This is a genomic window from Streptomyces sp. NPDC127129, assembly GCF_042671585.1.
In the GTDB taxonomy this organism is placed as follows: Bacteria; Actinomycetota; Actinomycetes; order Streptomycetales; family Streptomycetaceae; genus Streptomyces.
This window is the reverse complement of sequence record NZ_JBHXTV010000001.1, coordinates 484,244-508,145: the sequence shown is the minus strand read 5'-3', so window position 1 is coordinate 508,145 and position 23,902 is coordinate 484,244. Positions and strand designations below refer to the sequence as shown.

The following is a 23,902-nucleotide window of genomic DNA, read 5'->3' as shown; positions in this document are numbered from 1 at the left end:
CGGCTCAGGCCGCTCCGTGGGCCTTCTGGGGCGTGGCGGCCCTGCCGTGCAGGAAGACGAGCGTCGTCAGGCCGACGGCGAGAAGCACCAGCGCCACCATGGCCGGGACCAGACCGACGAGCGCGCCCGACCCCAGCGCGCACACCCCGCCCACGGCGAGGACCGTCGGCCGGCGGCCCGAGGTGCGCAGCACGATCGCGGCGCCGCCGAGCAGGAAGACGCCGACACCACCCGTCAGGGACCAGGCCACGACCCCGTGCAGCGGCTCGGCGAGGCCGTAGTGGCCGGTGTCGGCGACCTGTTGCAGGACCTTCTTCATCCCGAGCGCGCAGAGCACCACACCCGCGACCAGCGGAAGGTGCAGGAAGGTGTACACGTCCCGGGCGAACCGGGTCCGCTCGTCGCCGTCGAGCCCGGCCAGCCGGTGCTCCGCCCCCTCCGCGAGGCGCCGGAAGTACAGCGCCCAGAGCGCGGCCGAGAGCAGCAGACCCGCCGCCGCGGCGCCCAGGACCGCGACCGTGATCGGGAGGCCGGACACCCCGACGCCCATCGCCACGATCGACTCGCCGAGCGCGATGATGACGATCAGCCCGTGCCGCTCGGAGAAGTGCTCCGGCGAGTTGACCCGCCAGCCCGAGGCTCCCGTGACGTAGATCCCGCCGTAGTCGATGACCACCGCGCCCAGCCACAGCAGGAGTTGGACCTTCCCCGAGTACGCGGAGCCGATCAGCAGCAGCACCATCGGCGGAGCCACGGACAGCAGCGCCGTGCGGCGCAGCGTGGCCCGCAGGGCGGCGTCACCGGGGCTGGAGATCCAGTAGGAGACCAGATGGAGCGTGCGCACGGCCCCGTAGCAGAGCACGAAGAGGAGCGGGGCCGAGAGCCCGCCGGGTGCGTCCGCGAACACCTCGGGCACCACGAGCGACACGATGAAGACGACGGCCATCACGACCACGAGCACCGCGAACAGCGCACCGGAGTCGGCCCGGACGACATTGCCCAGCCATGCGAAGCAGCACCAGCACCACCACAGCAGCGCGAGCACGATCATCGCGCCGACCACGCGGACCACCGACGGATCGGCCGCCATCAGAGCGGTGACCTGAGTGATCGCGTACACGAACACCAGGTCGAAGAAGAGCTCGGCCGGCGTCACCCTGTGTTCGTCCCCGGCCGCCACCATCCCCGCCCGGTCCCTGCGCCACGCCATGTGCGTCTCCCGCCGTCCCGATGGCGGCCCCCGCCACCACGGCGCGAAGAATACCCATACGTCGCACGGGAGTTGTGGTCGGACACGGCCTCGGTTCCCCGGTGGGGGATCCGGCGCCGCGCCCCTGCTCACCCGCCCGGCCGGTACACCTTGAGGTCACGTACCTCGAACGACATCTCGTCGGTGCCCGCGTCCGGTGCCGGGTGGTAACGGCCCGCGCAGACCGACAGATTGACGATCAGGGCGGCGTGCCAGGAGCGGCCGACCCCGCGACGGTCGTCGAACACCCGTACGTCGTCCAGCCACCACACCACCGAGCGCGCTCCGAACTGCGTCCGCAGCCGGATCCAGCCGCCGGGGCGCACCGAGGGGGAGCGGTGGTAGCGGTGGGCGCCGCGCACACGGTTCGACAGTTCGAGCAGGTCGGGGTTGTCCGGGTGGTACTCGAAGACGTCGATCTCCTGCCCGCCGTCGCGCCAGGTCCAGATCGCGGGCCAGGCCCCGGTCTCCTCGGGCAGCCGGACCCGCGCCTCCAGCACGTCCCCCGCGCGCACCTCGAAACCCTGGGGGCTGCCCTCCGTCGTCAGCAGTCCGCTGTCCCACAGCCCGTCGCCGCGGCGGGTCGCACGGAAGACCCCGGAGCGGCTGTAGTCGGGGTCCTCCACCAGGTGGTCGAGTTTGTTGTCGCCCGGGTTGACCGGCCCGCCGTCGGGATAGGCCCACGAGCGGCCGGCGACCCACTGCTCCGGAGAGCTGAAGTCCGCGATGAAGACCGGCTCGGAGGCCGGAGGCGAGGATGACATGGGAGGCTCCCGGGGTTGGGACGGTCGTGCCACTGGCGTTCTGCCCTCAGGGACCGCCCCTATGCGGACTTCATCACTCCGTGTCGAGAACTCGTCACGATGTGCGGTCGGCGGCCGGGGCGGGGTACCCGTCCCTGAGGTGGCGGCGCCCGGCTCGGGGCATAGTGAAGAGACATCCTCGGTGAGGAGGTCCGCCGTGACACCGCCCGCTTCCCCCCGAAACCTTTCCGTCGCCCTGGGTGACCACCGCGAGCGCCTCATGTCCGGCGCCCGCCCGGTGGACTTCCCCGAAGGCACCCGCCTGTTCGAGGAAGGGGGAATCGCCGACCAGTTCTGGATCATCCGCACCGGTACGGTCACCCTCGACGTCCAGGTCTCCGGCCGTTCCGCCGCCGTCGTCGAGAGTGTGCGGGCGGGCGAACTGGTCGGCTGGTCCTGGCTGTTCCACCCCTACCGCTGGCACTTCGGCGGAGAGGCCATGACCCGGGTGCGGGCCTTCGAGTTCGACGCCCTCTCCGTGCGGCGGGAGATGGCCGAGGACCCGGCGTTCGGTTACGCCGTGGAGCACGCGGTGGGCCAGATGCTGGCGAACCGCCTGGTCTCCGCACGGACCCGCCTCCTGGACCTGTACGCCCCGCACAGAAGCCGCCTGTGAGAACAGGCTCGCGCGGTCGCGGGCGCGGGCGCGGTCGCGGTCGTGTCCGCGTCCGCGGTCGGTCCCGGTCCCGGTCCGCTAGCGGCTGACGCGCGGCGGGCGCGTCCCTGGAGCATCGCGCATTACCCCACACGTAATCGACCCACGTCAGGACCGGCGGCATCGTGGTGTCCACCGGAACTCGGCCGGCGCACTCCGGCCGAGCTCCGGCCCACCAGCAGCGGTTACGTCCCCCAAGGAGGGTGATCCGCCATGTCCCAGGCCCTGCTCGCCGGCCTCTCCCGCACCACTCGGCCCCTGTCCATGCTGCGCCGGTTCCTCGCTCTCGACGCCCTCGTCACGGGCGCCAACGGGCTCGCCTACCTCGGCGCCTCCGGGCCGCTCGGCGAGCTGTTCGGCGTCGACCCCGGGCTGCTCCTCGCCCTCGGCGCGCTGCTCACCGCGTACGCCGCCGGCGTGGCCTGGGTCGGCGGCCGGGCCCGCCCGCCCGTCCTCGGCGTCAGGCTCGTCGTCGACGTCAACGTCCTCTGGACCGTGCTGAGCGTCGTCGCGCTGGTCGCCTGGCTGGAGCCCAGCACGGCGGGGACGGTGTGGACCCTGGCGCAGGCCCTCACCGTCGCCGGCTTCGCCGCCCTGCAGTGGTCGGCCCTGCGCGCCACTACCCCGTGAGCGACCGCAGATAGTCGACCGTCGCCGGGTCGGCCGGGAGCAGCGTCTCGATGGCCAGCTCGGCGACGGTCACGTCCGTCGGGGTGTTGAACGTGGAGATCGAGGAGACGAACGACAGCACCCGACCGTCGTGCTCGATCCGCAGCGGGAGCGCGAAGTACGGATACGGCTCCGGGTCCTCCCGGTCCTCGGGGTCCTGGGCGCCCTCCGGCAGCGGGTACGCCGCCACCTCCTCGTACAGCGTCCGCAGCGCGGGCGAGCGGGACAGGGCGATCTGACGCTCCATCTGGGCCAGCAGATGCCCCCGCCACTCCCGCAGGTTCCGGATCCGCGGCGCGAGACCCTCGGGATGGAGCGTGATCCGCATCGCGTTCAGGGGCGGCGTCAGCAGGTGCTCCGCCACGCCGGAGAGCAGCACGCCGATGCCCTCGTTCGCCGCCACCACCGTGTACGAACCGTCCACCACCAGCGCCGGATACGGGTCGTACCCGCGCAGCAGCTGCTCGATGCCCGCCCGCAACGTCTCCAGCTGCGGGTCGTCGAGCGTCGACTCGGTGTACTTCGGGGCGTACCCCGCCGCGAGCAGCAGCGCGTTCCGCTCCCGTACGGGCACCTCCAGATGCTCGGCGAGGCGGAGGACCATCTCCTCGCTCGGCCGGGCCCTGCCCGTCTCGATGAAGGAGATGTGCCGGGCCGAGGAATCGGCCAGCAGCGCCAGCGCCAACTGGCTCAACCGCCGCTGCTCGCGCCAGCCGCGCAGCAGCGGCCCTACTCCCGTGTCGGTCACGACTGTTGTCATGACCCGACGCTATCCCAGGTGTCGGCCGGGGTATCGAACCCCCGGGACCGTATCGTCACCGTGAGCAACCCCGACCGGAGGGAGTACGGACATGCCCACAGAGCCGCTGTCGCAGAAGGAGATCGAGGACCGCCTGCGAGAGCTCCCCGGCTGGTCCCTGACGGACGACCGGATCACCCGCACGTACCGCCTCGGCGACCACTTCGCGGCCACGGCGATGGTCGTCCACGTGGCGCAGATCCAGCAGGAGCTCAACCACCACTCCGATCTGACCCTCGGATACGACTCCGTCGCGGTCTCCGTGAACACGCACTCCGCCGGACCCGGCATCACGGACAAGGACTTCGAACTGGCCGCCCGGGTCGACGCCGTCGCTCCCGGCCACGGCGCGAGCTGACCCCGGCGGACTACGCTCTCCCCATGGGGGAGACCTTGCTGGACTACGACGCCGAGGCGGACCGTTACGACGAGACGCGCGGCGGTGTCCCGCGGGCGCGGGCCGCCGCCGAGGCGGTACTGAGACTGGTGCCGCCCGGCGCCCGCACCCTCCTCGACCTGGCCTGCGGCACCGGGCTCGTCACCGAGCGGATCACCCGCCCGAACCTGCGCGTCTACGGCGCGGACGCCGCATCCGGCATGGCACACAGGGCCGTCCGGCGTGTCCCGGGCGGGATCGTCCTCGCCGACGCCCGGCGGCTGCCGCTCCCGGACGCCTCCGTGGACGCGGTCAGCGCCGTCTGGCTGCTGCACCTGGTCCCCTTCACGGCCGCGATCGTCGCCGAGGCGGCCCGGGTGCTGCGACCGGGCGGCGTCCTGATCGTCACGGTCGACAAGGACGCCGCCCACGACGTCGGCAGCGACATCGACGCCGTCCTCGCGTCGCACCGCTCGTACGAGGCGAGCACCGACCGGGCCGATCTCGTCGCGGCCCACGCGGCCGCGCACGGCCTCGAACCGGCCGGCGCCACCCGTTTCACCGGCCACGGCCAGGGCAACACCCCGCGCGGCACCGTCGAGAAGCTGCGCCGCGGCTACTTCGCCTCGTGGTTCGAAGGCTCCCCGGAGACGGCGGCCGCGCTCGCCGCCGGCCTCGGCGCACTGCCGGACCAGGACCGCCCCCGTGACGATCCCGAGTACCGGCTCGTGTCCTACCGGCGGCCCGTCAGGCGCGACTGAACTCCATCACCCAGTTCGTCACCCACTCCCCGCCGTCGACCGCGAACGCCTGCTCCCAGCGGGCGGTGCCCGCCGAGATGCCCGACCAGCGGAAGCGCACCCGCACGTCCTTGCCGGCGTAGGTGTCGACACCGTGGAACTCCCCGGTGCCGTCCTCGGACCACCGCCCCCTGACCGGCGGTTCGAGGCGGCCCGTACGGCTGTTGGACCAGTTCAGGGTCCACTCGTCCGTCTCCGGCTCGTACAGCCGCAGCGTCAGCCCGCTGAACCCCTTCGACGGGAAGACGATCTCGTCGACGTGGGCCCGGCCGCCCCAGTGGAGACGGCCCGAGGTGTGCCCGTCGAACTCCTCCCAGCCGCTCGCGGGATCGAGGAAGTCGGCGAGGCGGCGGTTGCGGACGTTCCAGCCGCCGTCGAGGAAGTCGAAGCCGCCGGCCCGGTCGACGCCGCTCACGCGCGGTCTCCGGTCGTGCCGGCGGGGAGGGAGTCGAGTACGTAGCCGTCGAGGTCGGGCGCGTCCGGCGCCAGCATGTGCCGTACCCAGGCGTCCCGTTCGTGCAGGATCGGCGGGAGCTCCCAGACACAGCCGATCCAGGGCTTCGCCGTCTTCACGAAGTGCGTGGGGTCGGTGTCCGGACAGCCGAGGACCGGCTGCCCGGCGGCCGCGCCGCCGAAGTGGAGCACGTTGTCCCACACCCAGCTGTACGCGTTCAGGTAGGCGCCGGTGTCGCCGCCCCGGTGGAGGACGACGAAGGTCGCGGGCGGTGTCCCGTCCGCCTCGGGGAGCAGGTCGGGGAGCAGGGCGTAGGCCGCCTTCTCGACCTCCGGCTCGATCCCGGCCGGGTCCAGGGTGACGTGATAGCGCTTGACACGACGGCCGCCCACCTCGACGGGCGGCGGAACGAAGAGCAACTTCTCTGCGAAAGCCATGGCTGGACTGTAGGAGGACTTCACTGACACCTTGTGTCAGTGAAGTCCAGCCGTCTGATCTCCGTCCTCCTGCTGCTCCAGACCCGGGGCCGGATGACCGCCGCCCAGCTCGCCGAGGAGCTGGAGGTGTCCGTACGGACCGTCTACCGCGACGTCGAGGCGCTGCACGCGGCCGGAGTCCCGCTCTACGGCGACGCGGGCCACTCCGGCGGCTACCAGCTGCTCGCCGGCCACCGTTCACGGCTGACCGACCTGTACACGGGCGAGGCCGAGGCGCTCTTCCTCGCGGGGATCCCCGGGGCCGCCGCCGAACTCGGCCTCGGCGCCCACTTCGTCGACGCGCAGCTCAAACTGCGCGCCTCCCTGCCCGCGCCGCTGCGCGACCATGTCGACCGGCTGCGGGCCCGCTTCCACATCGACGCCCCCGGGTGGTACGCGGAGGACACCGACGCGCCCTTCCTGCCCCAGGTCGCCGAGGCCGTACGGGCCGGCCGGGTCATCGCCGTCCGCTACCGCCGCTGGAAGGAGCCCACCGACGTCGACCGTCGCCTCGAACCGTACGGACTCGTCCTCAAGGCCGGCCGCTGGTATCTGGTCGCGGGCCCCGGACCGCGCACCTACCGGGTGGACCAGATCCTCGGCATCGACGTCACCGACGAGGAGTCCGGGATCCCCGACGGCTTCGACCTGGCCGCCCACTGGCGGGCGTCCCAGGCCGGGTTCCACGCCCGGCTGCACGGCGGCGACGCGCTCGTCCGTCTCTCCCCGGACGGGGTGAAGCGCCTCACGGGCGCCGCCGCCCGCGCCCTCGCCGCGAACGGCACCCCCGAGCCGGACGGCTGGACGCGCGCCACGCTCCCGATCGAGTCCCTCGCCCACGCCCACGACACCTACCTCGGTCTCGGCGCGGACATCGAGGTCCTGGAACCCCCCGAACTCCGTGCCCGCATCGCCGGGACCGTCGCCCGCCTCGCAGCCCGGTACGGAGCCGCCACGCCGCCGTCGGCCGCCTCTCCGCCGGTCCTCACGCCTCCGCCGGCCGCGCCCACGCCTCCGCCGCGAAGGCCGTGAAGTCGCGCGGCTCGCGGCCGAGGACCCGCTTCACACCGTCCGTGACCGACGCGTTGTGGCCGTCGAGCAGCATCGCGAAGAGCGCCGCCAGCCACCGCGCGTCCTCGGCGGGCAGCCCGAACGTGCCCAGCAGCGCGGCGTATTCGCCTTCGCCCATGGGGATGTACGTCACCTCACGGCCCGACGCCCGGGAGACCTCCGCCGCCACCTCCGCGAAGGTCAGCGTCCGGGGACCGGTCACCTCGTGCACCAGGCCCGCGTGGCCGTCCCGGGTCAGCGTCTCGACGATGACCTCCGCGAGGTCGTCCGCGTCGACGAACGGCTCCGCCGTGTCGCCGGCGGGGAACGCGATCACGCCCTCCGCGACGCCCTCCGCCATGGCGCCCTCGGTGAAGTTCTGCGCGAAGAACGCGGCCCGTACGACGGTCAGTTCGGCTCCCGAGGCGCGCAGTGCCTCCTCGGCGCGGACCGCGTCCGGCTCGCCGCGCCCGGAGAGCAGCGTCAGCCGCCGCACGCCGTTCGCCACGGCCAGCTCGCCGAAGGTCTTCATGGCCTCGACCGCGCCGGGTGCGGCGAGGTCCGGGTAGTAGTTCACGTACGCGGAGTCCGCGCCCCGCAGCGCCTCGGCCCAGGTGGTCACGTCCTCCCAGTCGAAACGGGTCGTACCGGAGCGGGAGCCCGCCCGGACGGTCGCGCCGCGGGCCGCGAGCAGCTCCGCCACCCGCCGTCCCGTCTTGCCCGTCGCGCTCGTCACCAGAATCGTCCGCGTGTCGTTCGTGTTCGTCGTCATGGCTCAAGACTCGCGGGATCCGGATGCGTTTCCCATGTTCCACAGGCTCAGTCCCATACGCGTCCGTCCACGTCCGCCCGTCGTCCGCGCGCCGGCCCTCCGTCTACGCTTGCGCCCCATGGACGCTCTCGCCGGACTCCTCGACGGACCGCGGGCCAAAGGGGCCTTCCTGCTTCGCATGATCATGGAGCCGCCGTGGTCCGTCCGGATCGAGGACCGCGCGCCGCTCTGTCTGATGTGCGTCACCGAAGGCGAGGCCTGGATCGTCCCGGACCGGGGCGAGCCCGTCCTGCTGCGGCCCGGCGACGTCGCCGTCGCCCGGGGCCCGGAGCCGTACACCGTCGCCCACGCCCCGGACGCACCGCCCCGCGCGACCATCGGCCCCGGCGGCGTCTGCACCACCCTGAGCGGGGAGCCGCTCTCGGAGTCGATGCACCTGGGCGTACGGACCTGGGGCAACGCCCTCGACGGCTCCACCACCGTGCTCGTCGGCACCTACCAGATGGACGGCGAGGTCAGCCGCCGCCTCCTCGACGCGCTGCCGCCGCTGCTCCATCTGGCCGCGGACGCCTGGAGCTGCCCCCTGATGCCGTTCCTCGACGAGGAGATCGCCCGCGACGATCCCGGCCAGAGCGTCGTCCTCGACCGTGTCCTCGACCTGCTCCTGATCGCCGTCGTCCGGACCTGGTTCTCCCGGCCCGGCGGGCAGGCCCCGGCCTGGTACCGCGCCATGGCCGACCCCGTCGTCGGCCGCGCCCTGCGGCTGATCCAGGACGACCCGGCCCATCCCTGGACCGTCGCCTCCCTCGCGGCCAAGGCCGGCGCCTCACGGGCCGGCCTCGCCCGCCGTTTCGCCGAGCTCGTCGGCGAGCCGCCCATGGCGTACCTGACCGGCTGGCGGCTCGCGCGCGCCGCCGACCTGCTGCGGCAGACGGACGCGACGGTCGAGTCCGTCGCCCGCCAGGTCGGCTACAGCACCGCCTTCGCCCTGAGCGCCGCGTTCAAGCGGGTGCGGGGCGTCAGCCCGCAGGAATACCGCCGTCTGGAGTGATCCCTTTTGCCGGAACGGCAAGAATTCTCGCGTTCTCCGGGCGCCGGCCGCACGCTGGCACCATGACTCACGACCACCAGCACACCCACCTCGACTGGGCCGCGATGGCACCGCTCCTGGAGCGCCAGGCCGAACTCCACAGCCCCCTGTACACCCGGGCCGCCACCTGGCTCGGCGAACTCGTCCCGGCCGTCGGCGTCCGCCGCGTCCTCGACGTCGGCAGCGGTCCCGGCGTCGTCTCCGCCCTGCTCGCCGAGGCGTTCCCGGCCGCCGAGGTCGTCGCCGTGGACGCGTCCCCGGAGCTCCTGGAGCGGGCCCGCGACCGCGCCGAGGCCCGTGGCCTTGCGGGCCGGGTCACCACGCTCCGCGCCGAACTGCCCGAGGACTTCGACTCCCTGGGCGAGGCCGACCTGATCTGGGCCGGCAACTCCACGCACCACATCGGCGACCAGCGGGCCGCTCTCGCCTCCTTCGCCGGAGTGCTGCGGCCCGGCGGTCTGATCGCCCTCGTCGAGGGCGGGCTCTACGCCCGCCATCTGCCCGCGAACATCGGCTTCGGCCGGCCCGGCCTGGAGACCAGGATCGAGGCGGCGCACGCCGACTGGTTCGCCGAGATGCGGACCGACCTGCCCGGCAGCAAGGACGAGCCGGACGACTGGCGCGAGCTCCTCGCCTCCGCCGGACTCACGCCCAGCGGCACCCGTTCGTTCCTCACCGACGTCCCCGCGCCCGTGCCGCCCTTCGTGCGCGAGCAGGTCGTCGCCCACTACACGCGCCTGCGGCACCCGCTCGCTGAGCGGATCGACGCCGAGGACGTCGCGACCCTCGACCGGCTGCTCGACCCGGCGGACCCGCTCTCCCTGCACCGCCGCACGGACCTCTTCCATCTCTCCGCCTCGACGGTCCACACCGCCCGCAAGGGCTGAGCGGCCCGCCGAGGTCAGGACACCGGCTCCAACTGCCACCACTGGGAGGGGGAGTCGGTGTCCTCCCACTGCCGTACGTTGCCCCCGTCGTCCATCGACCCGTCCTCCACCTCCAGGAGCAGCCCGCTGATGAAGCTCACCAGCGCGACCGTGCCCGGCGACTGGAGGTCCTGCTCGATGATCCACTCCTGCGCGCCGAAGTTGTTCGCCTTCCACTGCTGGATGTTGGCGCCGTTCTCCGTCGAGGCGTTCGCGACGTCGAGCCGCTTGCCGCTGGCCGCGCTCACCAGGTGGTAGAGGCCGCCGCCGTTCGGGACGGGCACGATGTGCCAGTGCTGGCCGGGCGTTCCGTTCTCCTTGCCCTGCTGCACGTTGGCGCCGCTGCGGCTCGATCCCTCGAACACCTCCAGAAGCAGCCCGCTGGCCACGTTCCGTACCCGGTAGAGCCCCTCGTCGACCGGCGTGGGCGAACCGCTCACTGTGCGAACTCCTTTTCCCTGGTGGTGAGATGGAAGGCGCGCCGATAGGCGGCCGGGGAGATCCCGACCAGGGCGCGCATGTGCTGACGCAGCGAGTTCCCGCTGCCGAACCCCGTCCGGTCCGCGATGTGGTCGACCGTCAGGTCGCTGGTCTCCAGCAACTGCTTCGCCAGCTCGACCCGTTGGGCGGTGAGCCACTGCCCGGGTGTCGTCCCGGCCTCGTCCCGGAAGCGGCGCGTGAAGGTCCGTACGCTCATCCGGGCGTGCTCCGCGAGCTCGGTCAGCGTCAGTGGCCGGTCGAGCCGTTCGAGCGCCCAGGCGCGGGTCGGCGCCGTGGTGGTGGTGGCCGGCTCGGGGACCGGGCGCTCGATGTACTGCGCCTGGCCGCCGTCCCGCCACGGCGGGACGACGCAGCGCCGGGCGACCGCGTTGGCGGTGGCGCTGCCGTGGTCCTTCCGTACCAGGTGCAGGCAGAGGTCCACCCCGGCCGCCGCCCCCGCCGACGTCAGGACGTCCCCGTCGTCCACGAAGAGCACGTCCTCGTCGAGGCGTACATCGGGGAAGAGCGAGCGGAAGTGGGCGGCCTCCCACCAGTGCGTGGTGGCCCGGCGGCCGTCGAGCAGCCCGGCCGCCGCCAGCGCGTACGCACCGGTGCAGATCGACACCACCCGTGTGCCCGGCCGGATCAGCGCCAGCGCCCCCCGCATCCCGTCGGCCAGGCTGCCCTCGTCCGCGAGCCTCCGCAGCTCGTACGTGGGCGGTACGACGACGGTGTCGGCCGCGGCCAGTTCCTCGGGTCCGTGCTCGGCGACGATCGAGAAGCCGTCGGAGGTGCGGACCGGGGCGCCGTCGAGCGTGCAGACGCGGACGTCGTAGAGGGGTGTGCCGTCCCTGGTGTACGCGGCGCCGAGAATCCGGGAGGGGATGCCCAGCTCGAACGGGATCACCCCGTCCAGAGCGAGCACGGCGACCCGGTGGGGCGGCGGCGACTCGCGCGGGGGGTTCTCTGCTGCTGACACGAACGTGGCCATGGCCAGATTCTGTCACATCATGGCGTTCTGGCCAGTACCGGTGGGCGGGAATCTCGCCGAGGCTGGGAGCAGACCAGGAAACCCCGGCACCAGGAGCCCCTCCCCATGAACGACACCGCCACCGCAGCCCCCGCCACCATGCGCGCCATCACCGCCACCACGTGGGGCGGACCCGAGGTCCTCACCGAGGCCCGGATCGCCCGGCCCGAGCCGGGCCCGACCGAGATCCTCGTCCGGGTCCACGCGGCGGGCCTCAACCCGGTCGACTGGAAGTCCCGCGCCACCGGCGGCTTCGGCATGTGGGGCGAGACCCCGGTCCTCGGCTACGACGTCTCCGGCGTCGTCGAGGCGGTCGGACTCGGCGTGACGCTCTACGAGCCCGGCGACGAGGTCTTCGGCATGCCCCGCTTCCCGGAGCAGGCGGGCGGCTACGCCGAGTACGTCACCGCCCCCGCCCGTCACTTCGCCCGCAAGCCCGCCGCCCTCACCCACGTCGAGGCGGCCGCGCTGCCCCTCGCCGGGCTCACCGCCTGGCAGGCGCTCGTCGGGACCGCCGCCCTGCGCGACGGACAGCGGGTGCTGGTCCACGCGGCGGCCGGCGGTGTGGGCCACCTCGCGGTGCAGATCGCCAAGGCTCGCGGGGCGTACGTCATCGGGACGGCGAGCGCCGCCAAGCACGACTTCCTGCGCGGTATCGGCGTCGACGAGCCGATCGACTACACCACGACCGACTTCGCCGAGGCCGTACGGGACGTGGACGTGGTCCTCGACGCCATCGGGGGCGACTACGGCACCCGCTCGCTGCCGGTGCTGCGCGACGGCGGCACCCTGGTGACGCTGCCGTCACCCGACGCCGTGCCGGCGGCCCCCGGGCGCGGCATCCGTACCGGGTTCACCCTCGTCGAGCCGGACTACGCGGGGCTGCTCGCCCTCGCCGAGCTGGTGGAGACGGGACGGCTGCGGCCCGAGGTCGACACCGTCCTGCCGCTGGCCGACGCGGCCAAGGCCCACGAGCTGGGCGAGTCGGGCCGGACGCGCGGGAAGATCGTCCTGACCGTCTGAGCCGCCACGCCCCGCGGGGGCGCCGGACATCCGGCGCTCCCTCGCGGCCCGCGTCCGGTCGGGGCCGGCGCCGAACTCGTCCGGTCAGGGGTCTTCGCCGAACGCGCCCCCGTTCGGTCAGGCGCCGGCGTTGAACTCGCCCGGGTGCGGACCCAGGCGCCGGTCCTCGTCGAGGACGGCGATCGCCGCCATGTCCTCGTCGTCCAGTTCAAAGCCGAAGACGTCGATGTTCTCCCGGATACGGGACGGGGTCACGGACTTCGGGATGACCACGTTCCCCGTCTGCAGGTGCCAGCGCAGCACCACCTGGGCCGGCGTACGGCCGTGCTTCTGCGCGACGGCGACGATCGCCGGCACCTCCAGCAGGCCCCGGCCCTGCCCCAGCGGCGACCAGGCCTCGGTCGCGATGCCGTGGCGGGCGTGCGCCTCGCGCGAGGTGCGCTGCTGCAGATGCGGGTGGAGCTCGATCTGGTTGACCGCGGGGACGACCGAGGTCTCGCCGATCAGCCGCTCCAGGTGCTCCGGAAGGAAGTTGGAGACGCCGATCGCCTTCGCCCGGCCGTCGGCGTAGATCTTCTCGAACGCCCGGAACGTGTCGACGTAGGCGTCCTTCGCCGGCACGGGCCAGTGGATCAGGTACAGGTCGACGTAGTCCAGGCCCAGCTTGTCGAGCGAGGCGTCGAAGGCCCGGAGCGTCGTGTCGTGGCCCTGCTCGCTGTTCCACAGCTTGGTGGTGACGAACAGCTCCTCGCGGGGGATGCCGGACTCGGCGATCGCCCGGCCGGTGCCCGTCTCGTTCTCGTAGATCGCGGCCGTGTCGACGGAGCGGTAGCCGGCCTCCAGGGCCGTCGCCACCGCCCGGGTCGCCTCGTCGTCCGGCACCTGCCAGACGCCGAAGCCGAGCTGCGGCATCTCCACGCCGTTGTTCAGGGTGAGGGAGGGGACCCTGCTTTCCATGCTCACGTGCGGTCGGTCCTTACGTCGTCGGGGGGTACTCCCCACGTCAACGGTCGGAGGCGCTGTCGCATTCCGCCGGTCCGGGGGCCGTGTCGGTCTCCTCGATCACGTGTCCATGACCGTTCCCGGCGCGGAGCCGAGGTACGCCTCCCGCACCGCGGCGTCGGCCCGGACCTCGGCCGCGCTCCCCTCGGCGAGGACCCGGCCGAGGTCCAGGACCACGACACGCGAGCACAGCTCCATCACGAAGGCCACGTTGTGCTCGACCAGCAGCACCGCGCAGTTCTCCTCGTCGGCCGCGTGGCGCACGACAGCGGCGAGCCGGCGGCGCTCCTCGGCGGTCGTGCCGGACGCGGGCTCGTCCAGCAGGAGGACCCGGGGCGGATCGGCGAGCGCCCGGGCGAGCTCGACCATGCGGGCCTGCCCCACGGGCAGCGCACCCGCGTACGAGCCGGCGAGCGCGTCGATCCCGCACTCGTGGAGCACGGCGGCGGCCCGCTCCCGGTGGCCGCGTCCACCCCGGCGCGGCCCGCCCCGCCAGTCCTGGGCCACGACCAGGTTGTCCGCCACCGTCAACTGCCCGAAGAGCTGCTGGCGCTGGAACGTGCGCCGGATGCCGTGACGGGCCCGCCAGACGGGGGAGCGCCGGGTGATGTCCGTGTCGCCGTACCCGATCGTGCCCGCGTCCGGCCGTCTGATCCCCGACAGGACGTCGAAGAGCGTCGTCTTGCCCGCGCCGTTGGGGCCGATGAGACCGCAGATCTCACCGGGGCGTACGGCGATCGTCACGTCGCGCAGGGCCTGGACGCCGCCGAAGCGCACGTCGATCCCCTCGGCGCGGAGCAGCGCACGGGTCATCGGCGGACTCCCGTCCCCAGGTATGCCTCGGCGAGCCGGTCCGGATCCACCTCGGAGCGAGGCCCGGACCAGGCGATCCCGCCCTGTGAGAGGTACGCGACGGTGTCGGCGACACCGAGCGCCTCGGCCGCCTTCTCCTCGACCAGGACCAGCGCGGTGCCGTGCGCGCGGAGCTCGGTGAGGAGCCGGAAGACCTCGTCCACCACACGGGGGGCGAGACCGAGGGAGGGCTCGTCGGCGACGAGGACCTCGGGCGGGTGCTGGAGCAGCGGCGCGAGCGCGAGGAGCTGCTGCTCCCCGCCCGACAGCGACCCGGCGTGGACCCTGCGGCGGGCGGCGAGCACGGGGAAGCGGGCGTAGACCGCCTCCCGGTCCTCGGGGGCCGGCAGCTGCACGGCCAGGTTCTCCTCGATCGAGAGCCCGGCGAAGATCCCCCGCCCCTCGGGCGCGAGCCGCACCCCGCGCCGCGCCCGGGCGACCGCGCCGTCCCGTGTGCCGTCCGCTCCCCGCACCCGTACCAGACCGCCGGCCGGCCGCAGCAGGCCCGCCGCCACCCGGCACAGGGTGGACTTCCCGGCGCCGTTCGGGCCGAGCAGGACGAGCACCTCACCGCCGCGGACCGCGAGATCCACGCCGTGCAGCACGGACGCGCCGCCGTATCCGGCCCGCACACCCCGCAGTTCGAGCGCGTACGGCTCCGCGAGGGGGCCGCCCGTGGCGGCGACGGCGATGCCGGCCGGAACGGGCTCGGCGGCGCCGCCCGGGGCGAGCCCGGTCGTGCCGGTCGTGCCGGTCGTCGTCCCGGCTCCGCCCGTCGTGCTCGTCGCGGCCGTGCGGGCGCTCGCCCGCGCCGCTCGTCTGGACGGCAGCGCCGCGCAGTACCCGTCCGGGTCGTTCGCGAGGGCGAGTCCAGCCAGGCCGAAGAGGATCACCGGCAGATGCGCGGACTCCGTGACGTATGTCGCCAGAAGGTGCGGGACCACCGCGAAGACCAGCCCCGCCACCACCGCGTACTGCGGCCTGCGGACCCCCGCCGCGACGACGACGGCCAGCCACACCAGCCCCGTCATCGCCGTGAAGTCCGTCGCCGTGATCCGTGTGCTGTACGAGGCGTACAGCACGCCCCCGAAGCCCGCGAGCCCCGCCGACACCGTGAAGAGCAGGAGCTTCGTCCGCACCACCGAGACGCCCGACGCCGCGGCGGCCTCCGGTGCCGAACGGACCGCGAGGATCGCCCGGCCCCACCGGGAGCCGCGCAGCCAGGTCAGCAGCGCCACCACCCCGCCGCAGAGCACCACGAGCGCGACCCCCAGCGCCCGGTCGTCGGCCAGGTCCACCGGACCCACCACCGGCCGGGGGATCTCCCACCCGGTGTCGCCGTTGCGCAGCCACCCCAGCTGGAAGAGGACCTGGTCCGCGAGGAAGGCGAGGGCCAGGGTCGCGAGGGCCAGCGACCGGCCGCCGAGCCGCAGCGCGGGCAGCGCGACCACCGCACCCAGGAGCGCCGCCGCGGCCGTGCCGGCCGCCGTGGCGGCCACGAACGGCCAGCCGTGGCTCATCAGCAGCCCCGCGACGAGGGCGGCCCCGGTCACGAACGTCGCCTGGGCGAGCGACACCATCGCTCCGAGGCCGGTCACCACGGTGAAGGACATGAACACCAGCCCGATCGCCAGCCCTTGGGCCAGGATCCCGCTCCAGAACGGTGTGGTGACGGTGTAGAAGGCCGTACCGAGCAGCACCGCCGCCACGATCCAGGCCCCCCAGCGGCGCCCACGGCCCTTCCCGGCCAGAGGGTCGACCGGCGGCGGGTCCGCGGCGGCCGTGCCCGCCGCGCGCCGGCGCTGTGCGAGGACGACGAGGCCGGCGAAGAGGATGAGGAACGGTACGGCGGTACGGAATCCGGTGATGTCCTCGGCGAAGGAGGAGTACCCGGCGACCAGGTTCTGCAGCACGCCGAGTCCGAGCCCGCCCGCGAACGCCAGCGGCACCGAGGCGAAGCGCCCGAGCACCGCCGCCGTCGCGGAGACGAAGAGGAACAGGGTGTAGTCGTGGGCGGAGAGCCCGAGGAGCGGGGTCGCGAGGACACCGGCCAGCCCCGCGAGACCGGACGAGAGCATCCACGCGACCGAGGACAGCCGGTCCGCGCTGACGCCCCGCAGCTCGGCCAGCGAGCGGTTGTCCACGGCCGCCCGCAGCAGCAGCCCGAGCCGGGTGTGCCGCATCAGCACCCACAGCCCGGCAGCCGCGAGCGCTGTCGCGACCCAGGTGATGAGTTGGTCGGAGTCGATGCCGACGCCATCGAACGGCTGCCAGGACACCGCGGGGCTCGGCCCGACACCGGGCAGCCCGAACTGGTTCTCCGCCGGGAGGACCGGCGCACCGGCCCGCTCCAGCAGCTCGACCACCCACAGCCCCGCCGCCGGCAGCGCCACCAGCAGACCGATGGTGGCCACGATCTGCGCCGTCTCCCCGACCCCGGCGAGTTTGCGGAACATCAGCCGGTCGAGGCCCCAGCCGAGCGCGGGCGCGACCACGAACACCAGCAGCAGGGCGGTGGGCACGGCCGGCCAGCCGAAACCGGAGTGCAGCTCGTAGAAGGCCAGTGCGCAGAGATAGGCCGTGGCGCCGTGCGCGAAGTTGAAGAGTCCGGAGGCGGAGTACGACAGGACGAGCCCGGTCGCGAGCAGCGCGTACAGCGCGCCCGAGACCAGCCCGCTCAGGACGAAGCCCAGCAGGTCACCCACGCGACGCGCCCCTCACCCGAAGGGGATCGGCGGGTAGCACCTGAAGGGCACCGCCACCTCGTACCGTCCGTTCTTCAGCCGGACCAGCGCCCCGCAGCCGAAGCTCTCCTTCTGTCCCTTGGGCTCGGCCCGGTCGCCCACGAGCGTCCCGGTGTCGGAGAAGCCGTTCGCGGCCCGCTGGAAGGACTCCACGGTGAGGTCCTCGCCTGCCTTCTCGGCGATGGAGAGGAAGAGGTCGGCGCTCATGTAGCCGGTCATCATGTGCATGTTGAGCGGGACGTCCCTGCCGCCCGCCGCCTTCCTGATGTCCGCCTTGAACTGCCGCATCGCGGGGCTGTCGGCCTCGAACGGCTGGAACTGCAGCAGCACATGGACTCCGTCGAGCGCCTGCTTCGTCGCGTCCTTCGCCAGCAGCCCGGGGTCGTAGTCCGTCGGGTCGGAGAGCAGGCCCTTGTACCCGGACCGCTTCAGGGAGGTGAACAGGCCGATGTTGTACGGCGTCTGCATCACGGAGACGACGGCGTCGGGGGCCCCGCCGCCCGGGCCCGAGCGCAGGATCTCCTTGGTGTACGCCGACCAGTCACTGGGCATCGAGGTCGCGGGCACCACGGCCTTCGCGTAGGGGACGTCGAAGCCCGCCGCCTTGAACCCCTGGGTGAACGTACGGATGCCGAACTTTCCGGCGTCGTTGTCTCCCGCGATGAGCGCGACCGACTTGCCGCGCGCCCCGCCGAGCACGGCGGCCAGGCCCTCGGGCCAGGTCTGGTTGAGCGTGCCGCCGGGGGTGGGGACGAGGCAGCCGTTGAAGCCGTAGATGTGCTTCGGGCCGCAGAACGAGGGGAGCGTGCCCCAGCCCACGGTCGGGACCTTCTGCCCGTCGAGGAAGTCGGCTCCGGCGAAGGTGACCGAGCTCATGGGGGAGACCGCGAAGACCTTGTCCTGCTGGACGAGCTTGCGAGCCGCCGCCAGGTTCTTCGCCGGGTCCTGGCCGTCGTCCTCGACGCCCAGGTAGTCGATCCTCCGGCCGTTGATCCCGCCCTCGGCGTTGGCCCGGTCGTAGCGGGCCCTGGCGCCGAGGTCGGTGTCCTTCTTGGAGTAGCCGCTCGCGGTGGTCATGGAGACGATCCCGCCGACCTTGATCGCTTCGGCGGTGACTCCGCGTACGGAGGAGCCGGAGGAGCCGGGCTTCTCCGAACTTCCCCCGGTGGAGGCGGAGTTGCAGGCTGTGGCCAGGAGCAGGGCCGCCGCAGCGGCGGCGAGGGTGCGGATCGGTCGCGGCACGTCGGTCGTCCCTCCGTCGGGTGACCGCATTCTGTGACCGGGCTGATGAACCGTCAATAACTGATACAGCGTCAATTGATGATGTGTCAGCTGAGATCGGGCGGCTTCGGCCGCCGCCCCGGTCAGCCGTACAGTGCCTCGACCTCGGCCGCGTACGCGTTCTCGATCGCCTTGCGCTTGAGCTTGAGGGAGGGCGTGAGCAGTCCGTGCTCCTCGCTGAACGGGTGGGCCAGGATCCGGAAGGTCCGGATGGACTCCGCCTGTGAGACCAGGGTGTTGGCCGCCACCACGGCCCGCCGGATCTCCGTCTCCAGGGTCGGGTCGCGCACCAGGTCGGCCGCCGGCAGCGGCGCCCGGCCCTGCATCGCCAGCCAGTGGTCCACGGCCTCCTGGTCCATCGTCACCAGTGCGGCGATGTACGGCCGGTCGTTGCCCACCACGATGCACTGGGCGATGAGCGGATGCGCCCGAACGCGCTCCTCCAGGCCGGTGGGCGAGACGCTCTTGCCGCCGGAGGTCACCAGGATCTCCTTCTTGCGCCCGGTGATGGTCAGATAGCCGTCCTCGTCGAGCATCCCCAGGTCGCCGGTGGCCAGCCAGCCGTCGTTGAGGACGGCCGAGGTGGCCTGCGGATTGTTGAGGTAGCCCGAGAAGACCTGGCCGCCGTGCAGCCACACCTCCCCGTCCTCGGCGATGTGCACCGTCGTCCCCGGCACCGGCTGCCCGACCGTCCCGTACCTGACGCGCTCGGGCGGGTTCGCCGTCGCCGCCGCGGAGGACTCCGTCAGGCCGTACCCCTCGAAGACCGTCACCCCGGCGCCCTCGAAGAAGAGGCCGAGGCGCCGGTCCATGCCCGAGCCGCCCGACATCGCGTGCCGGACCCGCCCGCCCATGGCGTCACGGACCTTCCCGTACACGACCTTCTCGAAGAACTGGTGCTGCATCCGCAGCCCGGCGGACGGCCCCGGGCCGATGCCGAACGCCTTGTGCTCCATCGCCTCCGCGTACTTCACCGCCACGTCGACGGCCTTGTCGAAGGGGCCCGCCTTCCCGTCGCTCTCGGCCTTGCGGCGGGCGGCGTGGAAGACCTTCTCGAAGATGTAGGGGACCGCCAGGATGAACGTCGGCCGGAAGGACTGCAGGTCCGGCAGGAGCGCGGAAGCCGCGAGCACCGGCTGGTGCCCCATCTTGACCCCGCTCAGCACCGCCGCGACCTCCACCATCCGCCCGAAGACATGGGCGAGGGGGAGGAAGAGCAGGGTCGAGGCCTCGTCGCCCGGCTTGGAGTGGAAGACCGGCTCCCAGCGGCCGACCAGCATGTCCGTCTCGAACATGAAGTTGGAGTGGGTGATCACGCAGCCCTTGGGGCGGCCCGTGGTGCCCGAGGTGTAGATGATCGTGGCCACCGAGTCCGGCGTCACCGCGCGGCGGTGCCGCTGCACGACGTCCTCGTCGATCTCCGTACCCGCCGCCATCAGCTCGTCGACCGCGCCCGCGTCCAGCTGCCACAGCCGCTGGAGCCGGGGCAGCCGGTCGACCACCGAACCGATCGTCATCGCGTGGTCCTCGTGCTCCACCACGCAGGCCGTGACCTCGGCGTCGTGCAGCATCCAATAGACCTGGTCGGCCGAGGAGGTGGGGTAGATCGGCACCGACTGGGCGCCCAGGGTCCAGAGCGCGAAGTCGAACAGGGTCCATTCGTAGCGGGTCCTGGCCATGATGGCGACCCGGTCGGCGAACCGTACGCCGTGGGCGATCAGCCCCTTCGCGAGCGCGAGCACCTCGTCCCTGAACTGCGCCGAGGTCACGTCCTGCCACTGGCCCGCGGCGTCCTTGCGGCCGAAGGCGACCCGGTCGGGCGCCTGCTCGGCGTGGTCGAACACGGCGTCCGCCAGACCGCCGACCTGAGGCGCCGCCTCGATGGGCGGCACGGTGAACTCGCGCAAAGACCTGCTCCTCGACCGCTCGTTGTCGCGCTCCGTACGGCGCGGGTGACGGTACCCCACCCGACTGGCGGGCGGGAGGGCCTTCACCAACCCGGGACATTGGGTGTTGTCACAGGTCAGAGGAGGGAAGGGAGGCAAGTGGCGGGTGGCCGGGGGCCGTTACTGACCGTGCGGTAAGTACGGCGGGAGGGAATCTCCACGGAATCTGTACCGGCCGCTCACTCGCTCGCCCAGGGTTCAGGGGTCGAGAGTCCCGGCGGCCGGGCGCGGGCGGTGCAGGCGGTCGCCACCCGCGAGGATCGCCGCGGCCAGCGCGTCGGCCGCCTCCTGTGCCTTTCCGCGCTGCCGCCCCTTGCGCAGGACGAAGTCGACGTCACCCAGGTCCGGCAGCCCCGCACGGGCCGGCAGCTGCGACAGGCCGGGCGGAACCAGCCCACGGGTGTGCGCCATCACCCCCAGACCGGCCCGGGCCGCCGCGATGTTCGCGCTCAGACTGCTGCTCGTACACGCGATCCGCCAGGCCCGCCCCTGCCCCTCCAGGGCTTCCAGGGCCCGGGCGCGGGTGATGCCCGGCGGCGGGAAGACGATCAGCGGCACGGGACGGTCCGGGTCGAGACGCAGCCGCGGCGCGCCGATCCAGATCAGCGAGTCCTGCCAGACCAGCTCCCCCGCGCTCTCCTCCGTACGCCGCTTGGCGAGGATCAGGTCGAGCCGGCCCGCCTCCAGCCGGGCGTTGAGCGTCCCGGACAGCTCGACCGTCAGCTCGAGATCCACCTCGGGGTGCTCGCGCCGGAACGACTCCAGGATCTCGGGCAGCCGGGTCACCACGAAGTCCTCCGAGGCCCCGAAGCGCAGCCGCCCGCGCAGCCGGGTCCCGGTGAAGTAGGCGGCCGCCCGCTCATGGGCCTGGAGGATCGTCCGGGCGAAGCCGAGCATCGCCTCGCCGTCCTCCGTGAGCTCGACGCTGTGGGTGTCCCGCGTGAACAGCGGACGCCCGGTGGCGTCCTCGAGCCGCCGCACATGCTGGCTCACGGTCGACTGCCGCACCCCGAGCCGCCGGGCGGCCTGGGTGAAGCTCAGCGTCTGCGCGACGGCGAGAAAGGTGCGGAGCTGCGCGGGATCGTACACACCGTCCAGGCTAGCGCGCGGTCATCGCGATCCATGATGACAGTCAGAGCGCTGTACGGGATTCCCGATCGCCGGGCCCGGGAGCAGGATGGGGAGGCACGATCTGTCGCCCGAGAGCAGTGGAGCACATGAGCCGCCGTACCACCCTCCTGCCGTCCCGGCTGCCGGTCGACCCGTACATCGCGGCCCTGCTCGCCACGGTCGGCATCGCGGCGCTGCTGCCCGCCTCCGGCGCCGCCGCGACCGTCGCCGACGGGGCCTCGACGGCGGCCATCGCACTGCTCTTCTTCCTCTACGGCGCGCGGCTCTCCACCCGCGAGGCGCTGGACGGGCTCAAGCACTGGCGGCTCCACGTCACGGTCCTCGCGGCGACCTTCGCCGTCTTCCCGCTGCTCGGACTGGCGGCGAAGGGGCTGGTCCCGGCCGTTCTCACGCCCCCGCTCCACAGCGGCCTGCTCTTCCTCTGCCTGGTGCCGTCCACCGTCCAGTCCTCGATCGCGTTCACCTCGATCGCCCGGGGCAACGTTCCCGCCGCGATCTGCGCGGGCTCCTTCTCCTCCCTGGCCGGCATCGTGCTCACCCCGCTGCTCGCCGCCGCCCTGCTCGGCGGTGGCGCGGGCGGATTCTCGGCCGACTCGCTCCTGAAGATCGTGCTCCAGCTCCTCGTGCCGTTCCTGGCCGGGCAGGCGCTGCGGCGCTGGGTCGGCGGATTCGTCGTCCGGAGGAAGAAGGTGCTGGGGTACGTCGACCGGGGCTCGATCCTGCTCGTCGTCTACACGGCCTTCAGCCACGGCATGGTCGCCGGCATCTGGCACCAGGTCACCCCGGCGCGGCTCGGACTGCTGCTCGCCGTCGAGGCGGTGCTGCTCGCCGTGATGCTGACGCTGACCTGGTACGGAGCGAAGCGGCTGGGCTTCGGCCGGGAGGACCGGATCGCGATCCAGTTCGCGGGCTCGAAGAAGAGCCTGGCGGCGGGGCTCCCGATGGCGAGCGTGCTGTTCGGTGCGCAGGCCTCGCTGGCGGTCCTGCCCCTGATGCTCTTCCACCAGATGCAGCTGATGGTCTGCGCGGTCCTCGCCAGACGCCGCGCCGGTGACCCGGAACGGGCGCCGGAACGGGCTCCGGAACGGGCTCCGGAACCGGCTCCTGAGCCCGGGACGGCTCTGCCCGAACGAGCCCCGCAGGCCGCGACGGCCGGTACGGCCGCAAGGAGCTGAGGCCGGCCGGGGAGCGCGGGCACCGGGCGACCGGCGTGAGGGTTGGCGGGATCACGTCCCCGGACCCACCGCGATGATCATCCCGCCCGCTACCGTGCTCCCATGCCCGCACTCGATCCCGGCCGCACCGCGCTCGTCCTCGTCGACCTGATGGAACGCATCGTCGCGCTGCCGCTCGCCCCCCGTCCCGGAACCGACGTCGTCGCCGCCGCGGACCGCCTCGCCGACACCTTCCGGGCCGCCGGCGCGCCCGTCGTCCACATCAGGGTCGAGCGTCCGAACGTCGGGACCCAGCCGCCCGGCAGCGACCTCGTCCCCTCCCTCGTCCACGACGGCGACCACGTCGTCGTCAAGCGGACCATCGGCGGATTCCAGGACACCGGCCTGCACGAACTCCTCGCCGCGCACGAGGTCACCACCCTCGTCCTCGCCGGCATCGCCACCAACCTCGGCGTCGAGTCCACCGCCCGCGCCGCCTGCGACCTCGGCTACGAACCGGTCTTCGCCGAGGACGCCATGACCGCCCTCACCGCCGACGAGCACCACGCCTCGGTGACTCTGGACTTCCCGCGCCTCGGCACCGTCGCCTTCGTCGGCACGATCACCCTGGACGGACCCGAGTGACCCGCGTTCCGATACGTTACGGCGCCCGCCCCTGCTCCCTGGTCGTCTGCCGTGGTTGCTGCTGCGGCGACGCCGGAAAGAACCCGGGCGTCGACCACGACGGCCAGCTCGCCCGGCTCCGCGAGGCCGCGGCACGGTCCGGCGGCCGGCTCTCCGTCCGTACGAGCGACTGCCTCGGCCCCTGCGCACAGGCCAACATCGTCGTGGTCCAGCCCTCCACGGAGGGCCGCCGCCGCGGCGGACGCGCCGCCTGGATCGGGTTCACGGCGGACGACGACTGCCTCGACGACATCCTCGCCTGGACGGCCGCGGGCGGCCCCGGCATCGCCGAACCCCCCGCGACCCTCACGCTCCAGATGATCGACCCGCCGACCGGGACGACGAGCACCCGTGCGGGACGCCGCGCCCGGTAGAGAGCTTCCGGGAGGTGCGGGACCGGCCGGCGCAGGGGGCGCTCCCCGCCGGCCGATGGCCCGACCCGTGCAGCGCGCGGAG

General features: G+C 73.0%; 25 protein-coding genes. 11 read left to right on the top strand and 14 right to left on the bottom strand.

Translation table 11 applies throughout. From position 1 onward, the window contains the following. Positions 1-4 precede the first annotated feature (4 nt). Both ACFVGW_RS02180 and ACFVGW_RS02175 read right to left on the bottom strand, forming a co-directional pair. Positions 5-1,210, bottom strand: a complete 1,206-nt coding sequence (locus ACFVGW_RS02180; RefSeq protein WP_352188102.1) for a low temperature requirement protein A — start codon at positions 1,208-1,210, stop codon at positions 5-7. Positions 1,211-1,338: 128 nt separating this feature from the next. Further along, positions 1,339-2,013: a beta-glucanase gene (locus ACFVGW_RS02175; protein ID WP_385850365.1), complete on the bottom strand. Its 675-nt coding sequence runs from the start codon at positions 2,011-2,013 to the stop codon at positions 1,339-1,341. 196 nt (positions 2,014-2,209) lie between these two features. Between ACFVGW_RS02175 and ACFVGW_RS02170 the strand changes: the two genes are divergently transcribed. Next, on the top strand, positions 2,210-2,668 hold the full coding sequence (locus tag ACFVGW_RS02170) for a cyclic nucleotide-binding domain-containing protein (RefSeq protein WP_352188104.1): 459 nt from the start codon (positions 2,210-2,212) through the stop codon (positions 2,666-2,668). Positions 2,669-2,920: 252 nt separating this feature from the next. Continuing rightward, a complete protein-coding gene (locus ACFVGW_RS02165) occupies positions 2,921-3,337 on the top strand; it encodes a hypothetical protein (RefSeq protein WP_385850364.1) in 417 nt (138 codons plus the stop codon). Here ACFVGW_RS02165 and ACFVGW_RS02160 read toward each other — a convergent pair. Beyond that, entirely contained in the window at positions 3,327-4,136 is an 810-nt protein-coding gene (locus tag ACFVGW_RS02160; RefSeq protein WP_385850363.1) for a helix-turn-helix domain-containing protein, read from the bottom strand. The genes ACFVGW_RS02165 and ACFVGW_RS02160 overlap by 11 nt on opposite strands. 91 nt (positions 4,137-4,227) lie before the next feature. Between ACFVGW_RS02160 and ACFVGW_RS02155 the strand changes: the two genes are divergently transcribed. Next, entirely contained in the window at positions 4,228-4,533 is a 306-nt protein-coding gene (locus ACFVGW_RS02155; protein WP_352188134.1) for a 4a-hydroxytetrahydrobiopterin dehydratase, read from the top strand. Positions 4,534-4,568: 35 nt separating this feature from the next. Further along, positions 4,569-5,312 carry a class I SAM-dependent methyltransferase gene (locus ACFVGW_RS02150; RefSeq protein WP_385850553.1) on the top strand — a complete coding sequence of 248 codons (744 nt, stop codon included), beginning with the start codon at positions 4,569-4,571 and terminating at the stop codon, positions 5,310-5,312. Here ACFVGW_RS02150 and ACFVGW_RS02145 read toward each other — a convergent pair. Together ACFVGW_RS02145 and ACFVGW_RS02140 are read right to left on the bottom strand one after the other, a co-directional pair. Then, a complete protein-coding gene (locus ACFVGW_RS02145) occupies positions 5,299-5,766 on the bottom strand; it encodes a hypothetical protein (RefSeq protein ID WP_385850362.1) in 468 nt (155 codons plus the stop codon). The genes ACFVGW_RS02150 and ACFVGW_RS02145 overlap by 14 nt on opposite strands. Then, positions 5,763-6,242: a hypothetical protein gene (locus ACFVGW_RS02140; RefSeq protein ID WP_383219943.1), complete on the bottom strand. Its 480-nt coding sequence runs from the start codon at positions 6,240-6,242 to the stop codon at positions 5,763-5,765. The genes ACFVGW_RS02145 and ACFVGW_RS02140 overlap by 4 nt, the downstream gene beginning before the upstream one ends. A gap of 39 nt (positions 6,243-6,281) precedes the next feature. On the opposite strand from ACFVGW_RS02140, the gene ACFVGW_RS02135 reads away from it, so the two are divergent. After that, a complete protein-coding gene (locus tag ACFVGW_RS02135; RefSeq protein ID WP_385850361.1) occupies positions 6,282-7,313 on the top strand; it encodes a helix-turn-helix transcriptional regulator in 1,032 nt (343 codons plus the stop codon). Here ACFVGW_RS02135 and ACFVGW_RS02130 read toward each other — a convergent pair. Then, entirely contained in the window at positions 7,267-8,103 is an 837-nt protein-coding gene (locus ACFVGW_RS02130; RefSeq protein ID WP_385850360.1) for an NmrA family NAD(P)-binding protein, read from the bottom strand. The genes ACFVGW_RS02135 and ACFVGW_RS02130 overlap by 47 nt on opposite strands. 118 nt (positions 8,104-8,221) lie before the next feature. On the opposite strand from ACFVGW_RS02130, the gene ACFVGW_RS02125 reads away from it, so the two are divergent. After that, positions 8,222-9,154: a cupin domain-containing protein gene (locus tag ACFVGW_RS02125; RefSeq protein WP_385850359.1), complete on the top strand. Its 933-nt coding sequence runs from the start codon at positions 8,222-8,224 to the stop codon at positions 9,152-9,154. A gap of 62 nt (positions 9,155-9,216) precedes the next feature. After that, the gene (locus ACFVGW_RS02120) at positions 9,217-10,080 is read left to right on the top strand and encodes a class I SAM-dependent methyltransferase (protein ID WP_385850358.1); all 864 of its coding nucleotides are present in this window, start codon (positions 9,217-9,219) and stop codon (positions 10,078-10,080) included. Between the two features lie 14 nt (positions 10,081-10,094). Here the strand turns inward: ACFVGW_RS02120 and ACFVGW_RS02115 are convergent, their stop codons facing one another. Next, a complete protein-coding gene (locus tag ACFVGW_RS02115) occupies positions 10,095-10,559 on the bottom strand; it encodes an RICIN domain-containing protein (RefSeq protein ID WP_352188140.1) in 465 nt (154 codons plus the stop codon). Further along, complete coding sequence (locus tag ACFVGW_RS02110) at positions 10,556-11,590, bottom strand: GlxA family transcriptional regulator (RefSeq protein ID WP_385850357.1); 1,035 nt, start codon at positions 11,588-11,590, stop codon at positions 10,556-10,558. The genes ACFVGW_RS02115 and ACFVGW_RS02110 overlap by 4 nt, the downstream gene beginning before the upstream one ends. A 105-nt stretch (positions 11,591-11,695) precedes the next feature. Between ACFVGW_RS02110 and ACFVGW_RS02105 the strand changes: the two genes are divergently transcribed. Then, the gene (locus ACFVGW_RS02105) at positions 11,696-12,652 is read left to right on the top strand and encodes an NADP-dependent oxidoreductase (RefSeq protein ID WP_385850356.1); all 957 of its coding nucleotides are present in this window, start codon (positions 11,696-11,698) and stop codon (positions 12,650-12,652) included. Positions 12,653-12,769: 117 nt separating this feature from the next. On the opposite strand, the gene ACFVGW_RS02100 is transcribed toward ACFVGW_RS02105, so the two are convergent. From ACFVGW_RS02100 to ACFVGW_RS02075, 6 genes are all read right to left on the bottom strand, one after another. Further along, on the bottom strand, positions 12,770-13,609 hold the full coding sequence (locus ACFVGW_RS02100) for an aldo/keto reductase (protein ID WP_352188197.1): 840 nt from the start codon (positions 13,607-13,609) through the stop codon (positions 12,770-12,772). A 105-nt stretch (positions 13,610-13,714) separates the two neighbouring features. Further along, positions 13,715-14,467 (bottom strand): ABC transporter ATP-binding protein, encoded by a 753-nt coding sequence (locus ACFVGW_RS02095; protein ID WP_385850355.1) that lies wholly within the window; start codon positions 14,465-14,467, stop codon positions 13,715-13,717. After that, positions 14,464-17,211, bottom strand: a complete 2,748-nt coding sequence (locus ACFVGW_RS02090) for an ATP-binding cassette domain-containing protein (protein WP_385850354.1) — start codon at positions 17,209-17,211, stop codon at positions 14,464-14,466. The genes ACFVGW_RS02095 and ACFVGW_RS02090 overlap by 4 nt, the downstream gene beginning before the upstream one ends. 12 nt (positions 17,212-17,223) lie before the next feature. Continuing rightward, positions 17,224-18,492: an ABC transporter substrate-binding protein gene (locus ACFVGW_RS02085; RefSeq protein WP_385850353.1), complete on the bottom strand. Its 1,269-nt coding sequence runs from the start codon at positions 18,490-18,492 to the stop codon at positions 17,224-17,226. A gap of 122 nt (positions 18,493-18,614) precedes the next feature. Continuing rightward, positions 18,615-20,438: an AMP-dependent synthetase/ligase gene (locus ACFVGW_RS02080; RefSeq protein ID WP_385850352.1), complete on the bottom strand. Its 1,824-nt coding sequence runs from the start codon at positions 20,436-20,438 to the stop codon at positions 18,615-18,617. A gap of 237 nt (positions 20,439-20,675) precedes the next feature. Next, positions 20,676-21,566 carry a LysR substrate-binding domain-containing protein gene (locus ACFVGW_RS02075; RefSeq protein ID WP_385850351.1) on the bottom strand — a complete coding sequence of 297 codons (891 nt, stop codon included), beginning with the start codon at positions 21,564-21,566 and terminating at the stop codon, positions 20,676-20,678. 128 nt (positions 21,567-21,694) lie between these two features. Here ACFVGW_RS02075 and ACFVGW_RS02070 point away from each other — a divergent pair, with 128 nt between their 5' ends. The 3 genes from ACFVGW_RS02070 to ACFVGW_RS02060 all read left to right on the top strand — a co-directional run bounded on the left by ACFVGW_RS02070 (position 21,695) and on the right by ACFVGW_RS02060 (position 23,820). Beyond that, positions 21,695-22,783 carry a bile acid:sodium symporter family protein gene (locus ACFVGW_RS02070; RefSeq protein WP_385850350.1) on the top strand — a complete coding sequence of 363 codons (1,089 nt, stop codon included), beginning with the start codon at positions 21,695-21,697 and terminating at the stop codon, positions 22,781-22,783. Between the two features lie 102 nt (positions 22,784-22,885). Beyond that, positions 22,886-23,407 (top strand): isochorismatase family protein, encoded by a 522-nt coding sequence (locus tag ACFVGW_RS02065; protein ID WP_385850349.1) that lies wholly within the window; start codon positions 22,886-22,888, stop codon positions 23,405-23,407. After that, positions 23,404-23,820 (top strand): (2Fe-2S) ferredoxin domain-containing protein, encoded by a 417-nt coding sequence (locus ACFVGW_RS02060; protein WP_383289945.1) that lies wholly within the window; start codon positions 23,404-23,406, stop codon positions 23,818-23,820. The genes ACFVGW_RS02065 and ACFVGW_RS02060 overlap by 4 nt, the downstream gene beginning before the upstream one ends. Positions 23,821-23,902: the final 82 nt, after the last annotated feature.

Excerpts from the sequence above, each read along its gene's own strand:
- ACFVGW_RS02100 (WP_352188197.1), bottom strand. The coding sequence starts at position 13,609 with ATGGAAAGCAGGGTCCCCTCCCTCACCCTGAACAACGGCGTGGAGATG.
- ACFVGW_RS02130 (WP_385850360.1), bottom strand. The coding sequence starts at position 8,103 with ATGACGACGAACACGAACGACACGCGGACGATTCTGGTGACGAGCGCG.
- ACFVGW_RS02070 (WP_385850350.1), top strand. The coding sequence starts at position 21,695 with ATGAGCCGCCGTACCACCCTCCTGCCGTCCCGGCTGCCGGTCGACCCG.
- ACFVGW_RS02065 (WP_385850349.1), top strand. The coding sequence starts at position 22,886 with ATGCCCGCACTCGATCCCGGCCGCACCGCGCTCGTCCTCGTCGACCTG.
- ACFVGW_RS02180 (WP_352188102.1), bottom strand. The coding sequence starts at position 1,210 with ATGGCGTGGCGCAGGGACCGGGCGGGGATGGTGGCGGCCGGGGACGAA.
- ACFVGW_RS02125 (WP_385850359.1), top strand. The coding sequence starts at position 8,222 with ATGGACGCTCTCGCCGGACTCCTCGACGGACCGCGGGCCAAAGGGGCC.
- ACFVGW_RS02175 (WP_385850365.1), bottom strand. The coding sequence starts at position 2,013 with ATGTCATCCTCGCCTCCGGCCTCCGAGCCGGTCTTCATCGCGGACTTC.
- ACFVGW_RS02140 (WP_383219943.1), bottom strand. The coding sequence starts at position 6,242 with ATGGCTTTCGCAGAGAAGTTGCTCTTCGTTCCGCCGCCCGTCGAGGTG.
- ACFVGW_RS02095 (WP_385850355.1), bottom strand. The coding sequence starts at position 14,467 with ATGACCCGTGCGCTGCTCCGCGCCGAGGGGATCGACGTGCGCTTCGGC.
- ACFVGW_RS02165 (WP_385850364.1), top strand. The coding sequence starts at position 2,921 with ATGTCCCAGGCCCTGCTCGCCGGCCTCTCCCGCACCACTCGGCCCCTG.
- ACFVGW_RS02155 (WP_352188134.1), top strand. The coding sequence starts at position 4,228 with ATGCCCACAGAGCCGCTGTCGCAGAAGGAGATCGAGGACCGCCTGCGA.
- ACFVGW_RS02110 (WP_385850357.1), bottom strand. The coding sequence starts at position 11,590 with ATGGCCACGTTCGTGTCAGCAGCAGAGAACCCCCCGCGCGAGTCGCCG.
- ACFVGW_RS02160 (WP_385850363.1), bottom strand. The coding sequence starts at position 4,136 with ATGACAACAGTCGTGACCGACACGGGAGTAGGGCCGCTGCTGCGCGGC.
- ACFVGW_RS02105 (WP_385850356.1), top strand. The coding sequence starts at position 11,696 with ATGAACGACACCGCCACCGCAGCCCCCGCCACCATGCGCGCCATCACC.
- ACFVGW_RS02120 (WP_385850358.1), top strand. The coding sequence starts at position 9,217 with ATGACTCACGACCACCAGCACACCCACCTCGACTGGGCCGCGATGGCA.